At 57.7% G+C, this 15,537-nt stretch carries 13 protein-coding genes and 2 pseudogenes; 12 read left to right on the top strand and 3 right to left on the bottom strand.

The window, feature by feature from the left end:
- The 5 genes from IFT59_RS20880 (at position 1) to IFT59_RS20860 (ending at position 4,110) form a co-directional block, all read left to right on the top strand.
- Positions 1-867, top strand: coding sequence for an ABC transporter permease (locus IFT59_RS20880; protein WP_192088182.1), 867 nt, complete (start codon positions 1-3; stop codon positions 865-867).
- A gap of 31 nt (positions 868-898) precedes the next feature.
- Positions 899-1,687 carry a glycerophosphodiester phosphodiesterase gene (locus tag IFT59_RS20875; protein WP_342366127.1) on the top strand — a complete coding sequence of 263 codons (789 nt, stop codon included), beginning with the start codon at positions 899-901 and terminating at the stop codon, positions 1,685-1,687.
- Positions 1,680-2,486, top strand: a complete 807-nt coding sequence (locus IFT59_RS20870; RefSeq protein ID WP_192088181.1) for an inositol monophosphatase family protein — start codon at positions 1,680-1,682, stop codon at positions 2,484-2,486. Before IFT59_RS20875 ends, IFT59_RS20870 begins: the two co-directional genes overlap by 8 nt.
- An 81-nt stretch (positions 2,487-2,567) precedes the next feature.
- Positions 2,568-3,098, top strand: a complete 531-nt coding sequence (locus tag IFT59_RS20865; protein ID WP_192088180.1) for an NUDIX hydrolase — start codon at positions 2,568-2,570, stop codon at positions 3,096-3,098.
- A 37-nt stretch (positions 3,099-3,135) separates the two neighbouring features.
- Entirely contained in the window at positions 3,136-4,110 is a 975-nt protein-coding gene (locus tag IFT59_RS20860) for a DUF4432 family protein (RefSeq protein ID WP_192088179.1), read from the top strand.
- A gap of 127 nt (positions 4,111-4,237) precedes the next feature.
- Here IFT59_RS20860 and IFT59_RS23195 read toward each other — a convergent pair.
- Positions 4,238-4,439, bottom strand: a pseudogene (locus IFT59_RS23195) (IS630 family transposase); the annotation flags it as partial.
- Between the two features lie 219 nt (positions 4,440-4,658).
- Positions 4,659-5,825, bottom strand: a complete 1,167-nt coding sequence (locus tag IFT59_RS23395; RefSeq protein WP_192088178.1) for an SGNH/GDSL hydrolase family protein — start codon at positions 5,823-5,825, stop codon at positions 4,659-4,661.
- A gap of 113 nt (positions 5,826-5,938) precedes the next feature.
- Here IFT59_RS23395 and IFT59_RS20850 point away from each other — a divergent pair, with 113 nt between their 5' ends.
- From IFT59_RS20850 to IFT59_RS20830, 5 genes and pseudogenes are all read left to right on the top strand, one after another.
- Complete coding sequence (locus IFT59_RS20850; protein ID WP_192088177.1) at positions 5,939-7,051, top strand: winged helix-turn-helix transcriptional regulator; 1,113 nt, start codon at positions 5,939-5,941, stop codon at positions 7,049-7,051.
- Between the two features lie 188 nt (positions 7,052-7,239).
- Positions 7,240-8,547, top strand: a complete 1,308-nt coding sequence (locus tag IFT59_RS20845) for an ABC transporter substrate-binding protein (protein WP_192088176.1) — start codon at positions 7,240-7,242, stop codon at positions 8,545-8,547.
- A gap of 66 nt (positions 8,548-8,613) precedes the next feature.
- Positions 8,614-9,483 carry a carbohydrate ABC transporter permease gene (locus IFT59_RS20840; RefSeq protein WP_197978186.1) on the top strand — a complete coding sequence of 290 codons (870 nt, stop codon included), beginning with the start codon at positions 8,614-8,616 and terminating at the stop codon, positions 9,481-9,483.
- Positions 9,483-10,295, top strand: a complete 813-nt coding sequence (locus tag IFT59_RS20835) for a carbohydrate ABC transporter permease (protein WP_192088175.1) — start codon at positions 9,483-9,485, stop codon at positions 10,293-10,295. The genes IFT59_RS20840 and IFT59_RS20835 overlap by 1 nt, the downstream gene beginning before the upstream one ends.
- Before the next feature lie 152 nt (positions 10,296-10,447).
- Positions 10,448-11,593, top strand: a pseudogene (locus IFT59_RS20830) (IS3 family transposase).
- Between the two features lie 335 nt (positions 11,594-11,928).
- Here IFT59_RS20830 and IFT59_RS20825 read toward each other — a convergent pair.
- Positions 11,929-13,083: an ROK family transcriptional regulator gene (locus IFT59_RS20825; RefSeq protein WP_192088174.1), complete on the bottom strand. Its 1,155-nt coding sequence runs from the start codon at positions 13,081-13,083 to the stop codon at positions 11,929-11,931.
- Between the two features lie 191 nt (positions 13,084-13,274).
- Here IFT59_RS20825 and IFT59_RS20820 point away from each other — a divergent pair, with 191 nt between their 5' ends.
- Both IFT59_RS20820 and IFT59_RS20815 read left to right on the top strand, forming a co-directional pair.
- Positions 13,275-14,582 carry an extracellular solute-binding protein gene (locus IFT59_RS20820; protein WP_192088173.1) on the top strand — a complete coding sequence of 436 codons (1,308 nt, stop codon included), beginning with the start codon at positions 13,275-13,277 and terminating at the stop codon, positions 14,580-14,582.
- 62 nt (positions 14,583-14,644) lie between these two features.
- A complete protein-coding gene (locus IFT59_RS20815) occupies positions 14,645-15,535 on the top strand; it encodes a carbohydrate ABC transporter permease (protein WP_192088172.1) in 891 nt (296 codons plus the stop codon).
- Positions 15,536-15,537 lie beyond the last annotated feature (2 nt).

The raw sequence follows: 15,537 nt of genomic DNA, 5'->3' as shown, positions 1-15,537 counted from the left end.
ATGACGACAGCGACATCATCGCGTTCGTACACGAGCGCCATTTGGGCGCCTTTCCACCGCATGCCGATCAGCATCGGAGCTTGCTGCATATGGATTGCAATCGTAGTCGTCATCGGCATTACGGCGCGATGGGTGGCGCCCTTTGACTACCTCCATCAAGACCCTCTGGCCCGCTTTGCAAAGCCGTTCTCGTCAGCCGCCCATGTTCTCGGGACCGATTACCTTGGCCGAGATGTGGTCAGCAATCTTCTGGTAGCAACGCAGACGACCCTGATGATCGCCATCATCGGATCGATCATCTGCGCTTTGGTTGGTACCAGCCTTGGTCTGCTCGCCGCCCACTTCGGTGGGTGGGTGGATAATGCAATCATGGGGTTTTCCGACGCCATGGCGTCTATTCCCTTTATCATCGTCGCACTCGGCGTCTTGGCAATCTTCGGATCTAGTCCGCTCCTGTTCGTGTTCTTGGTCGGGTTTGCAAACTGGGAGCGCTATGCCCGCCTGACACGCGGATTGGTTTTAAGCGCCAAGGAAGAGGGCTACGCGGAGGCCGCCCGGATCGTCGGAGTTCCGCCGATGCGCATTTACCTGCGCCATATGCTGCCGAATATCGCCGGGCCGCTCATCGTGCAGTTCACGGTCAATTTCCCGGAAATCATCCTGCTTGAAAGCGGCCTGAGCTTCCTCGGCCTTGGCATTCAACCACCGGCGACGAGCCTGGGCCTGATGGTGGCAGACGGTCGTAACTACTTGGCCATCGCATGGTGGCTGGCGGCGTTCCCCGGCGCCGTGATCGTGCTTACGACCCTGTCCATCAGCCTGCTCGGTGACTACCTGCGCGACCGTCTCGACGCGCGCCTCCGTTAAACGAAAGGAAAAGAAAATGAACCCGCTGAGAATGACACCAAAGACGATGCGTGTCGCCGGCCACCGCGGCCACAGTGAAGGGGCACCGGAAAACACGTACGCCGCATTCCGTAAGGCCCGCGAATATGCCGGACCCGGCGTGACATGCGAAACCGATCTGCGCATCACCAGCGACGGCGAACTCGTCCTGATCCACGATGAGACCGTGGATCGCACGACCGACGGCCATGGCCTTGTCCGTAACATGACCTATGCCGAAATCGAGACCTTGAGTGCTGGCCGCTGGTTTGGTGAGGAGTTCGCGGAGGAACGGGTGCCGCGTCTAAGCGGCGCCCTCCAGTTTGCTCGTGAGCATGGCATCATCTACCAGCTCGAATTGAAGACCTACGGTCAGGACGATGTCTTCTTCCCGAAGTTAAAGGCGCTGATTGAAAAGCTGGGCTGCTCCGACCTGCTGCAGTTTTCGTCGTTCGACTTCGTGCAACTGCGCGCGTTGAAGAAGGCGATCCCGGACGTTCCGACGGTTGGTCTGTCCCATTCCCGTCTGATCGACCCGGCGGCGATTGCCCTGGAGGCGAACGTGGACGCGATCAACTTGGAAATCCATCATTTTCCGAGCGGCGAAGCCCGCCAACTGCATGACGGCGGCATGGCGACTTTCCTGCATGTGCCACCGCCAAGCAAACTGAAGAACCTCAAGACCTACGGCGTCGATATCGAGGCTGACGTCGTTGAATGGATCCGCGATGGTCAACTCGATCAGTTGATCAGCAACGATGTCTCCCAAGTCGTCCGGCTCAAGGACATGGCTAATGCATAATTTGACTACGCAGGCCCCGGTCGAGACAATCATCGAAGGCATCGCTCGGGAGGCCGGTAAGCTTGCCCTTGAACATTTTCGATCGCTGGCAAGTCTGCCCGTCGAAAAGAAGGGGCACCTTGATCTTGTGACGGAGGCCGACAGGCAGGTCGAGGACTTGTTGATCGCGCGTCTCAAACAGGCCTATCCGGACGACGGTATTTACGGAGAGGAGCGCGGTGAGCTCGCCGGGACGTCTGGCCGGATCTGGGTCATTGACCCAATCGACGGAACTTTCAATTTTGTTCGTGGCGGCGACAACTGGGCGATCTCGATCGGTCTTTTTGAAAACCGCCGCCCGGCCTTCGGGGTGATCTACGCACCTGCTCGCGACCAGATGCTGATGGGTGGCAAGTCGGTTCCCACACAGCTTAACGGGAAGGCGTTGTTACCGCTGCGTCCGCTCGACATGTCGCAGGCGGCCATGAGCTTTGGTATCCATCCGACAGTGGCGACCGAAGATCGCCTCGAACTGATGCGGTTTATTTCCGATGAACTACGCATCAGTTTCCGGTTCTGCGGGTCGGCGACGCTATCGTTCATCTCGGTCGCACTGGGTGAGACAGACGGTTACCTCTCTCTCGGCGACTCGACATGGGATGTGATGGCGGCTTTGCCTATCCTGGCCAACCTTGGCGTCTCACACACCATCGACTGGGACAACACTGACCTTTCGCAGAAGCTACGGTTTGCATGTGGCGGCGATGAATTCGTCAGCCGGCTTCAGCCGCTCCTGCAGAACGTGGCAGCTGCCGCGTGATTGTTCACAAATGACTGGAATCGAAGTGCCGCGCACGGTCGCGGTACCCCGAAGCCACAGCGTTAAAGGGTTGATCACGCCATGGCCGGTGAGCGTTCAAGGCGAACATCGCTGTCTCAGCTCGCGCGCGTTACTGACACGCTCTTTCATGGCAACGTCAGGACGCAGTATGCGGCGATTTGCCATCGCCAAAATAGCAGCGACCGATCGATCGAAGTTCTTCTGATCACGAGCAGGGATAGCGGGCGCTGGGTCATTCCGAAGGGCTGGCCAATGCGGAAGAAGAAGCCTCACGAGGTTGCGCGTCAGGAAGCATGGGAAGAGGCAGGCGTGCGTGGGCGCGTGCTGAAAAAGGCATGGGGCCACTACACGTATATGAAGAAGCTCGATGATGGTGAACTCGTGCCCGCCGTTGTCCAGGTTCACTTGCTCGATGTGGCGCAGAAGGAAGACGACTTCCCGGAGCGCCATCAGCGCAGACTAGCATGGTTCATGCCAAGCATCGCTGCTTCGGCTGTGGAGGAGCCAGAACTGAGCGGGCTCCTCACCAAACTCGAACTACTCAGTTCAGACGAGCGTCGTTTGTGCCGAGTGCCTGAACCATCGAGATGATCACCTTCCACGCCGACAATTTTACAAGGAGCATGAAATGGACATCGAGCTATTGAAGCGCAGCGCTGACCTGCGTTCGCTCGCGGACATACGCCTTGTCACGTTGGAAGATGGCCCGGGGCGCGGTCAGCGTATCTTGGTCGCCCGAAACGCAGCCGGCGTTGCGTTTGAAGTCGCCGTCGATCGCGGATTCGACATTTCCAGCCTGTCTTTCAAAGGGACGAATATCGGCTGGCACTCACCGGCGCAGATGGCATTTCCGACGCATGACCCGGGATCTGAGGACGGGTGGGGCTTTCTCCGCAACTTCGACGGTTTCCTGGTTACATGCGGGCTGGACCATTACAGCAAGCCATCCGAACTCGATGTCAGCCACTATAACCATCCCCACCTGAAGACGAGGAAAATGCCTCTCCATGGCCGGATTGCAACCGAGAAGGCGCGCCTCGTCAGCTATGGCGTAGATATCGAGACCCTCGAAATTTCCTGTGAGGGGATAGTCAGGCAAGCAAGTGTTTTCGGGGAAACGCTGGAACTGCGGCGCAAAGTCACCTTGCCGATCTTTGGTTCGGAGCTGACGATCCAGGACACGGTTACAAACCGTGGGTTCAGGCCGACTGACCACGCGATTATGTACCACACGAATTTTGGCTATCCATTCCTCGACGACACGCTGACGATCGAGGGTTTGCCAGATGAGCTCTCATCCGAAATCAATTCATCTCGCCCCAGACCAGGTGACGAATATGGTGAGAAAGTCGATGTCGTGGACAATCGCGTCACACCACATCGGGTTCCTATTCTGCTTCGCAATCCGAAGTGCGGGATCGAAATCGCCATGTCCTATAGGCAAGCGGCCCTGCCTAAGCTCGCGATATGGCGGGCATATCAGTCAGGTGTTTTTGCGTTAGGGGTCGAGCCGAGAACGGATCTGCATCCGACGAATGGCGCGCGGCTTCAGCCGGGCGAAGGTCGCTCGTATGTTCTGACGTTTGTGTTCTCATCAGTTTGAGAATTACGCTCAAATTGAAGCAGTCGGCGACATTACTGGAAGAAACTAATCTTTCGCATCGTTAACTATCGACGGTTAGAGCGGAATCCTATCGTGTTGCATCGCATCCAGCGGCAGCGATATAGTTTTAACAGTCGGTCGGAATGAAGACTTAGGCAACCGGCGATGGTTGTTCAGAAGCCGTCGATGGAGCACTCGGCAGCCTTGTGTATAGCCTTGAGTTTTAAGAACGCGTCTTCGCTGATTGAACTCCGGCTGTATACCGGGAGGTATTCGAGCCTCGCGCCGGCGCTCTCGATCATTTCACGCACCCGTGGACCCTTGTGGCTGACAGGTTGGCAGCGTGCTTTTGCTGCAGGCTGACGAGCGGATCATCGCTCATATGGGCCAGGTTGCAGTGTCATATACCTGGATCGTTTGGATGAAGCGGCTGATCTGGAAGGGGCCAGATACAGTTCAGTTAAGAGCAAATTCGTAGAGACGCGGAAGCGCCTCCCGATCCACACGATGCCACATCTCGTTGCGCTCGCGGTCCGCGCCGGATTCGATCACTTGAAAAACGTCATATCGATCGCTTCTGCCATAGCTCGATAGCCGGCGTCGTTGGGATGTATGTGGTCGCCACTGTCGTAGCCTGGATAGAGCCGTGCTGGGCGGGTTGGGTCACGCATCAAGGCGTCGAAATCCATGATCGCGTCGGCGTCGCTCTCCTTCCGGAGAAAGGCATTCACGGCCTGGCGGATGCGCTCCTTTCCAGCGGTGTAATACCCGCCCTTGGGAGACTCCGGGTTTATTCCCTCAAAAGGAAGTAGCGTTCCCAGCATGGTCTTGATGCCGTTCAGGCGGGCGCGTGCAACAAGCTGCTTGCACGCGTCGATCATCTGGTCGGCACTGACGACGTCCTGCGGACCAGCGAGAACTGTATTGGGCCAGAGGATGTCGTTGATGCCGAGCAGGATGATGAGATGACTCACACCAGTGTAACGAAGAACGTCACGGTCAAACCGCTGCACCGCCCGGCTACCTCGACAGCTGTGCAGCAGGCGGTTGCCGCCAATGCCCTGATTGATCACCGCGGTCTCTGCAGAGCCATCAACGCCCGGGAACCGTTCAGCAAGCACGTCCGGCCAGCGCCGATCAGCGTCGATTGATGAGCCATAGCCGTCGGTAATCGAGTCTCCGAAGCAGACAATGGCGCGCGCCGTGTCTGCTGCCTGCACGTAGATGTCGGAAAGGAGATAATGGCTGGTCGTCGTCTGCTGGACGATCATTTCCCCGGCTTGCGAAAAGTCGCCGGGAACGGAGATGTAGGCGGTCTGTTGGGCCTCGAGGTGATGCGTCTCAATCGGTATAAAGCCTTCGGCATAGTAGCTGATCGATAGCCGCGCGAAGGGTCGCACGTCCATTTCAATGGGATCGCTGATGATAGAAGCGCCTGGAGCGATAACCGCTTTGCGGCTGCCGCCAAAGCTCAGGGGCCGGCTTGTAAGCAGTTCGATACCTCCGTGCTCTGCCGCATAGGCAAGACTGACGGCCTCGAGGTTGAGGGGCGTTTTCCCATACTCGTTGGTCAGGCGAATAATCACCCCGCCCCCCCCAATGCTCACGCGGGCAACTTCACGGACTGTCTGCCCGTAGAAACCTGAAAGAGGAGCGTCCGGAGCCCAGACATTCATGGGCGCAGCACTCCAAGATGCGATCCAGCGATTGCTCACGAATTATCTCCCTTAATGATCGGAATACGCCTATGGGTATGCTTGACGTCTTGGCTCGTCAATAAATAAAACACAGTGAGTTATATAAAACGATTTTGATAAGGACGCTTGACGTGACCGGACACATTCCAGGAACAACTGTGCTTCGTGGGTCTCTCTCTACCAACAGCGCCCGCCCCGGCACCAACCATGTTGCCTTGCGTGCCGTCAACGAACGTCTAGTTCTCTCGCTGATCCGGACACATGGCTCACTTTCCAAAGCCCAGCTTGCCGAACTTTCGGGACTGGCTGCGCAGACGGCTTCCGTGATCACCCGCAGCTTGATTGACGCCGGTCTGCTCATCGCAGGCTCCCCAGTGAAGGGGAAGGTTGGGCAACCCTTTGTCCCGCTGAGCTTGGATCCGGCCGGCGCATCCTTCCTCGGCGTTCACATCAGCCAGCATGAGATCCGCACGGCGCACGTTAATTTCGTCGGCCAAGTCATCTCGGAAACCACGGTTGCGTCGGTCCATCCGACACTCAGTCAGGTCACGAGACATGTGCGAGACGTTGCAAGCCGTATTCTTGATGCCTCCGACATCGCTGACCGCAGCCGATTTCAAGCAATCGGCGTTTCTATTGCATGCGGAAGCTTTGGAAATGATCCCTCGGCATCGAGCTGGATCGAATTAGAGGCCACGTTTCAGGAGATCGGTCGGTCGCTGGATCTGTCAGTCAACGTGTCGAGCGACGCCCTAGCTGCCTGTAGCGCGGAGCTCATTTATGGCCTTGGCCCAACTGTCCCGGACTTTCTCTATGTCTTTCTGGACAACGCCGTCGGTGGCGGACTGGTCCAAAGCAGACGCATCCGGTTTTCCAGGGACGATACGGGACCCAACCTTGGCAAACTGCTCGTGCCATCAGGAAAAACCCGGCCGGTGCCCTTAAAGGCTCTTGCAATACCAAGCGATGCGAGCGCCAACGCGGTTGGGCAGCTCGCCGACGGTCTCGCATACGCGATTGCGAGCTGTGCTGCACTTGTGCCGTGTCAGACGGTCATCGTTGATGGACCGCTGCCAGCTCACATGCTTCGCCTCATCATGGCCAAGCTGCGCTCGGCAGTTGCGAGGTTGGATATTCCGGGTGCCGCCGACATCTCGGCGCGGGAGGGATCCATGGCACGTAAGTCGATTGCAATGGGTGCTGCCTGTCTTCCCCTTCTCGATCGATATTACCCAGAAGAATAGCCGGCTCGCGAGGCCTATCGGGCGCGTCGTAAGGCCGAGCAAACCAATTCAATTAACTCACAGTGAGTTAGTTATTGACATCTACATCTCAATCGGGAGAAGTAAGAGGTAGAGGATGGCCGGAGGAAATGCGTCGTCGTCTGCACGCAGCTTGGTTGGCTGCAGCGTGATCAAATGGAGGAAGTGACATGTCTTACGCAGGCTCTCTGTCGAAGAGCGTTTTCATCAGCATTTCAGCCCTTGCGGCTTTGATTGCCGGGATCAATCCTGTCTTGGCGCAGGAGAAACCGTTCTCCGGCCAGCGCCTGTCCGTGCTCATGGTAGGTCACCCAACAACCGACGCAGTGCGCAAGGCCCTGCCCGATTTCACGGCCGCCACTGGGATCGATGTCGATCTCGAAATCGTGCCGGAAGCAGACTCCGTGCCAAAGATGATGCTAGAGTTTTCGGCGGGGTCCGGACGCTATGACGTCGTGGAAGCGAGCTCGATCCATGTTCATGGCTTTGTCGGCGCGAAGTACATCGCACCGCTGGACGAGCTTGCGGCGAAATATGGCCAGTTCTACGACAAGACGGATTTCGTCCCCAGCTACCTGAAGCCGAACGTCGTGCAGGGTCAGCTCTATGGCGTGCCGCTGTTCGGCGAGAGCTCCTTCCTAATGTACCGCAAGGATCTGTTTGAACTATACGGTATCGCCGTACCCAAGACATTCGACGAGATCGAAGCCGCGGCAAAAACGGTGAAAGAAAAGTCGAATGGCGAGATCGTCGGCATCACCATGCGCGGCCAGCAGGGGATCCAAGGCGTTTACATCTGGGCCTCCTACCTCTGGGGCATGGGTGGCTCGTTCCTGACCGAGGACGGCAAGTCCGCGCTCGATACTCCGGAAGCGATCAAGTCGCTGGAGACATTCGCGCATGTGCTGCGCGAGTATGGCCCTGTCGGCGTTGCTAACATGGGCTGGGAGGAGAACCGCCTCCTGTTCCAGCAGGGCAAGGCGGCGATGACGCTGGATGCCACCGTCAACGGCGCGTTCAACGAGGACCCAGCCATATCCACGATCGTTGGAAAGGTCGGTTACGCGCCGGTGCCCATGCAAACGGACAAGCCGAAGGGCGGCTCCTCGTCCCTCGCGGTGTTCAATCTTCATGTCTCCTCGGATTCGCAGCAGAAGGAAGCGGCTTGGCTCTTCACCTCCTGGGCCACGTCAAAGCAGCAACAGATTCATTCGCTCGAGACGGATCCGAATTCCGGTGTGACGTCGCTTGCCGCAATGGATAGCGCGGCCTTCAACACGCGCTACGGTGCTTTCAAGGAAGCCATGATTGAATCGCTTGGCAACGGCAATCCGCAATATATCCCGACCGTGCCGCAGGCGAACGAGCTTGTGAACAATGCCGGGATTGCCGTCTCGAAGGTCATCGCCGGAACGACCAGCGCTGCCGACGCTCTGAAGGAAGCCAATGACCTGAACAACGCGGCCCTGGCACGCTAGGGCAGGGCGGCCCCGTCGCGAACCCTCCCGAGCGCGACGGGGCATTCAGACAGAATGAGGCACAATATGCAGATCTCCCAAAATCCGACACGCCATTTCTACCGACCGGTGATTGGCTTTCTCGCTCTCGCCTCAGGCGCTCTTCTTTTTTATGCCATCTGGCTCTGCCTGCACAACATCTCGCTGATGAGCACCAAAGGCACGCAGTTCGTGGGTCTGGCGAACTTCACGCGCCTGGCAACGGACTGGCGGGGCCTTCAGGCGCTCGGGAGGACCGCGCTGTTCGTGCTTCTTGCAACGTCGATCGAGGTCATCCTCGGCATCGCGATCGCCATGTTTCTCGACCAGGACTTTCCGGGCAAGAAGATCGTGCGCGCCGTGATCCTTGTGCCCATGATCATGACACCTGTCATCGCCGGCCTGACATGGCGCTTTCTTTTCAACGCGCAATCCGGAATGATCAACTATTGGCTTTCGCTCGTAGGCCTGGCGCCCATTGACTGGCTCGGCAATCCACAGATCGCGCTTTACGCCGTGCTGATCGCCGATATCTGGCAATGGACACCCTTCGTCGTCCTGCTTGCGATGGCAACGCTCGAGACGATCCCGAAAGATCTGGTGGAGGCTGCGCGCATGGATGGCGCCAGCGAAATCCGCGTCATCTGGCACATTATTCTACCCATGCTTCGCCGCACATTGGGCGTCGCGGCCCTCATCCGCGCAATCGACAGCGTCAAGGCTTTCGACCTCTTCTACATCATGACGAAGGGCGGGCCGGCGCTGTCGACCGAGACGCAGAACCTCTACGGCTACACCGTCGCCTTCACCAATTTCGACATTTCCTACGCCATGACGATCGCCCTCTTCTTGACCATCGTCACGAACATCGCGCTGCTCGTGCTCAATCGCTTTGCGATGCCCAAGGGGATCCGCTGATGTTCAGAAAGATCTGTTTTTATCTCGTTCTCGCGTTGATCCTCTTCGTCACGCTCTTTCCGCTCTACTGGGTCGTCACGACGTCGCTGAAGACGCTGCGGGATGCCTTTGCCATGCCGCCGGTCTGGCTGTTTGCGCCGACGCTCGAAAACTACGGCAAGATCCTAAGCAACCCCGTTTTCCTCAAGGGTTTCGCCAACAGCATGATCATTTCGATCTCGGCCAGCGGGCTGGCCATCGCGGTGGCCTCGTTTGCAGCCTACGGCATCGTCCAGCAGTCGCAAGCCCGCCGTCAATCGCTCGAAGGTTTCGTGCTGTCCCTTCGCGTCGCGCCGGCCATCCTGTTCGTCATCCCAACCTACTATGTCTCCATGCGCCTGGGTCTGCTCAACTCCCACGGTCTGTTGATCGCGATCTACGCGTTCATCAATATCCCCTTTGCTATCTCCCTGCTCGTCACCTTCTTCGAGGAGGTGCCGAAGGAGATGCGCGAGGCGGGGCTGATGGACGGGGCAGATGAACTGCGTGTGTTCTGGCACATCGTTCTTCCCGTTGTTCGCGGCGGTCTGGTGGCCACCTTTATCCTCTGCGTGCTCTTCACCTGGAACGAGTTCTTCATCGCGCTGGTGCTCAGCGGCCGCAATACGCAGACGCTGCCCGTCACCATCACGTCCTTCCTGACCTTCCAAGGGATCGAGTGGGGCACGCTGACGGCCGCGGCAACGCTGATCATGCTGCCTATGATTGTCCTTGGGACACTCGTACAGGGCACTGTAGTAAGGGGAATGGCGGCAGGAAGCGTGAAGGGGTAACGGCACCCCAATCGGCCGCACAGGTGACAGAGGAAGCGAAGACGTCAGCTTAAACGGTGTTGCTGCGGCCCCTGCTCTGATCCGCAAAAACTGGACCGTTCATAACTCGAGTTTTCCGCGGTAATTTCCCGGCTGGGAAAAGGAGCGGAAGTATGAAGGCATCGAAGTTCTCGGACGCCCAGAAGGCGTTCATTTTGAAGCAGGGTGACGACGGCGTGCCGGTGGCCGAGATATGCCGGAAGGCTGGGATAAGCCAGGCGACTTATTTCAATTGGCGCAAGAAGTATGCGGGTCTGCTGCCCGACGAGATGCGTCGATTGAAGGCTCTTGAAGATGAGAATTCCAGGCTGAAGAAGATTGTCGCTGATCTGATGCTCGACCGGGAGATGCTTCGAGGCACGTCATCCGCCGAAAGCTCTGAGGCCTGTCCGGCAGCGCAAGCTGATCGACGGGATGCTGGTGGATTGGGGCATATCGATCCGACGGGCCTGCAAGGTCCTGAGGTTCGACACCTCCACATACCACTACAAGTCCCGCCGCACCGGACAAGCCCCACTCGAACGACGCATCAAGGAGATTTGTGAGACACGCGTGCGGTATGGCTACCGCCGTGTTCATATGCATTTGCGCCGTGATGGCTGGAAGATCAATATGAAGAAGACACGCAGGATTTACAGCGAGTTAGGCCTTCAGCTGCGCAACAAGCACCCTAAGCGCCGGGTGGAGGCAAAGCTCAGAGACGATCGACATGTGGCTGTCGGGCCGAACGACGTCTGGGCAATGCCCTGCTTTGGCAGGCGTTTGCTGGCAAACGCCGAGAAGGGGACTTCGTTAACGACCAACTCGCAACCGGCAAAAAGTTGCGCATCCTGACCGTGGTTGACACGCACTCGCGCTACTGCCCGGCCGCCGACGCTCGCTGCACCTATCGCGGCGAGGATGTCGTCCAGACATTGGAAGGCATCTGCCGAAAGACTGGCTATCCGAAGAAGATCAGGATGAATAACGGCAGCAAGGTCATCTCCCGAGACCTCGACCTGTGGGCCTATGCCAACAATGTCACCCTGGACTTCTCACGACCTGGTAAACCGACTGACAACGGCCTCATCGAGGCCTCCAACAGTAAGCTGCGGTCGGAGTGCCTGAACGCTCATTGGTTCCTGACCCTTGCGGATTCCCGCGAAAAGTTGGAGACTTGGCGTCGATACTATAACGAGGAACGCCCTTACTCGGCGATCGGAGATAACGTCCCGATTGACCTGCATAATCCCGGTGGCCCAACCAGCCCCCCATCGTGATCAGAGCCTGAAAACTCTAGTTCCCAGCGGTCCGAAGTTTGGTCCAGAGCAAGAAAACCCAAGGCTCTCCAGAAAACTGGAGGGAAGATGGGTCTCAGTTCAGTTTGCGCACCAGTTCACTGCACTTGGACATCGTGCAGACTTTATACGCATCAATGCCCGCATCGTCTCTATCGCTCATCCGATTTAGATGAACCGGTCTTCCGATAGAAACTTGCTTGCTCACTCTACATTGTTGAGAATGGGTTATGTCGAAACATCCGCACTCTGTTCGAGAGTCTGTGAACGTACAATCACTTCGGCTACAACAGGGGCAGATGCCGTAGACATGTAGCTCAGAAAAACGTCAGCTTAAACGGCGTTGCCGCTGCCCCCATGGCAGCGGCATCCGGTTTGATCTCCGAGACGATCAACTTCGGGGTTGCACGCCAGACGCCGTAGCGCGGCTTGCCGAACAGGTGCGTCCGCTCGATCATCATTTCCGCGAGCGTTGGCGGGATCTGACCGCCGAAGACTATCGCCTGCGGGTCGTAGACCGCCCAGATCGCATTGACCAAGCGATTGTAGGCGGGGGTAACCTCATCGAGCCACTCCTGCACTCCCGGCCATTTCGGATCGAAGTGTTTGCGCAGGTAGGTGATCGACGGCACGTCGACACCATGCGCTCTAAGCTTCTCCATAACGAGCTCAAGCGCAGGGCGCCGGTTCACTTCTTCATCATCATACATCTGCGAAAATTCGCCGGCATTGCCGTTGCCACCATGCAGCAGCTCGCCATTCCAGATCAGGCCACCGCCAAAACCGTAGTTGAAGCTGAGATAGGCAAAGTCCTTGATGTACCGTCCGACGCCAAACATAGATTCCGCCACTGTACCGGTTTTTCCACCGTTGAGCGCCCAAACCGGTCGTTCGAAGTAGCTGGTCAACAAAGGTCCGAGCTCGATCAGCGACCATGCGTGCAGAGGTAGGGATGCGTTGAAGCTTGTACCGCTGACATGGAAACCCGCAATCCCCAGCCCGACGCCGAAGAATTGTTCGTCTGGAAGCGAGAGAGCGACCTGCTGCTCGCGGACCCAGTCGCGAACGCGCTCCAACGCCTGGGCAACGGTGCGCTCGCGCAATTGCACATTCGTCTCGGCAAGCACTTTTCCGCCGAAATCCATGAGGCATACGTCAATGACGTCGGTGTTCACGGACATGCCGCAAGACCAGGCAAACCGGCTTTCAAGTGTCAGTACCGGGCTCGGCTGTCCCTTGCCAAGACCGGCCTTGGGGGAGCCGAGGTTGATGATGCCGCGCTCGGCCAACTGGTCGAGCAGCCGGTGGATCGTCTGCTGCGCCAGATCCGTAAGACCGGTCAATTCCGTTCGCGAAACCCCCGGGTTGCGCCATATGACCCGTAATAGGGTTCGCTCATTGGGCGTCGCAACCGCATCGTCGGTCGGCCGAAAGAAACGCGGAGAGATCAATTTATCCGGCGAATATCCCATCAATTTTCCTCCTCATTTCCACCAACGCTGAGTACCAGGACTGGATGTTTTCGCTGATCGACCCATAGCTTGCATTTTTTCCTGCATCAAGCTCTTGCACTTTGTCATATTATTGTTACCCTATCTGAGTAACTAAGACGTCGCCATAACTTGCCGAGGAGGGCTCGGTGACGTTCCAACAGGAGGGCATCATGAAACTATCCACCCTAGCCGCGACAGCCGTGCTTCTCAGCAGCGCTGCGTCCGCGAATGCCGCCAACATCGACTTCTGGTACGGCAATATCGGACCTGTCGAAGTGGCCATCCGGGCCCAGTGCGACGCGTTCAACACCGCACAAAGCGAACACAAGGTCAATTGCGTCGGACAGGGCAGCTACGAAGTCCTGATGCAGAAGGCGATTGCAGCCTACCGTGCAAAGAATTCGCCGGTCCTGCTACAGGTGCTTGATGCGGGCACGCTCGATATGATGCTGTCTGGTGCCGTCGAGCCAGTTCAGGACGTCCTGCCCGACGTGAAATGGGATAGCTACATCGCCGGCGCTCGCGCCTATTACGAGACGACAAAGGGCAAGCTCTTCGCCCAGCCCTACAACGCCTCGACGCTGCTGTTCTATACGAACAAGACTGAGCTCGAAAAAGCTGGCGTCACGAAGACCCCGGAAACCTGGGAAGAGGTGATGGATGCGGCGCGCAAGATGAAGGCTGCCGGCAGCACCTGCCCCTTCGTCACCAATGCAGAGCCATGGATTGTCTTCGAACAGTTCTCGGCTCGCCACGGTCTGCCGATCGCCAGCAAGCACAATGGTTATGATGGCCTGGATGCCGAGTACGTCTTCAACACGACGTTGGCGGCCAAGCACCTGACCAACCTCGTGGCCTGGCGCAATGATGGCCTTGTTCGCCTGAATCCAGATACCAAGGGCGGCAACCTCGTCGCCGCGTTCAGCTCGGGCGAATGTGCGATGATCGAAGCGTCTTCAGGTTCGTACTCAACCTTTACCAAGGCGTTTGAGGGCAAATACGACATCACCGTCGGAATGGCGCCGATGTATCAGGGCCAGGAGCGCCACAACACACTGGTCGGCGGTGCCTCGCTCTACATCATGAAGGGTCATGACAAGGCAGAGATTGAGGGTGCCAAGGCTTTCCTCAATTTCCTGCGCCAGCCTGCCCAGCAGATGTCCTTCGTCGCAGCGACCGGTTACGTGCCTGTTACCAACGACGTCCTCGACGCCATTGCCAAGAGCCCTGACGCAAAGTCCCCGAAATACGCCACTGCGGCTGTTGGCATCGAGTCAATGAGCAAGCCGGCGACGCCGGACACGCGCGGCATCCGTCTCGGCTCCTATATCCAGTTCCGGCAGATCTGGACGGAGGAAACCCAGAAGGCGTTTGCCGGTCAGCAGACCATGCAGGTCGCCCTCGACAATGCCAAGAAGCGTGGCGACGAACTGCTGCGTCGCTTCCAGCAGACCTACAAGGGCGTACAACTACCCTGATCGCAATTTATGGTGCGGGGTTTCCATGGCCTCGCACCGTTCCCACAAAATCGGGGGCTATCATGTTTCTTGAATCCACCATGTTCCGGCATCGATGGCTGCCGATGCTATTCGTTGCGCCACTTCTGTTGCTGGTCGTTCTGTTTTTCTATGCGCCGGTTTTCCAGGCGTTCTACTGGTCGTTCTTTCTGGAGCGCCCGTTCGGCGGCGGTTCGGAATTCGTCGGCTGGGACAATTTTGCCCGCGTATTGTCAGATCCGGAATTCTGGAAAGCCAGTTGGCGCACGTTGATCTTCATGGCGACGGCTTCATCGCTTGCGGTCCTCGTCCCACTGATCCTCGCGATCGCCGCCGACCGCGCGATCCGCATGTCGCTTCCAGCAAGAAATGTTCTGATCTGGCCGAAAGGCATCGCCGGTGTCTCCATCGGGCTGGTCTTCTCTTTCATCTTCAACCCATTCCTCGGGTTACTCGCACCACTGAATGAGTTGTTTCCGGGCCAATGGCAGCCCGGTTTCGACGGGCTTGACGCCTTTATCACACTCATCACCGCGCATGTCTGGAGCAACATTCCATTCAACTTCGTGATCCTGCTTGCTGGCCTACGTGCCGTCCCGCATACGATCATTCAGGCAGCGGCCATGGATGGGGCAGGCCCTTGGCGCCGCATCCTCGATGTTCAGTTGCCGTTGATTATGCCGCAGCTTTTCCTGACGCTTGTGCTGGAGTTTACGGAAAGCGTGACTTCTGCCTTCGCGCTCATCGACACGATGACCAAGGGTGGCCCCGGCGGCGCGACAACGCTTCTCGTCTACAAAATCTATCAGGACGGCTTTGCCAGCTACGATCTGTCCGGCGCGTCCACCCAGACCGCGATCCTCATGGTCTTTTTCATCCTCGTCGCCGCTCTGCAGTTTGCGCTGCTCGGCCGTCGCATCAACTACGAGCGGTAAGT

Source organism: Rhizobium sp. CFBP 8752 (assembly GCF_014842035.1).
Classification (GTDB): Bacteria; Pseudomonadota; Alphaproteobacteria; order Rhizobiales; family Rhizobiaceae; genus Neorhizobium; species Neorhizobium soli.
This window is presented reverse-complemented; position numbering and strand designations above follow the sequence as displayed.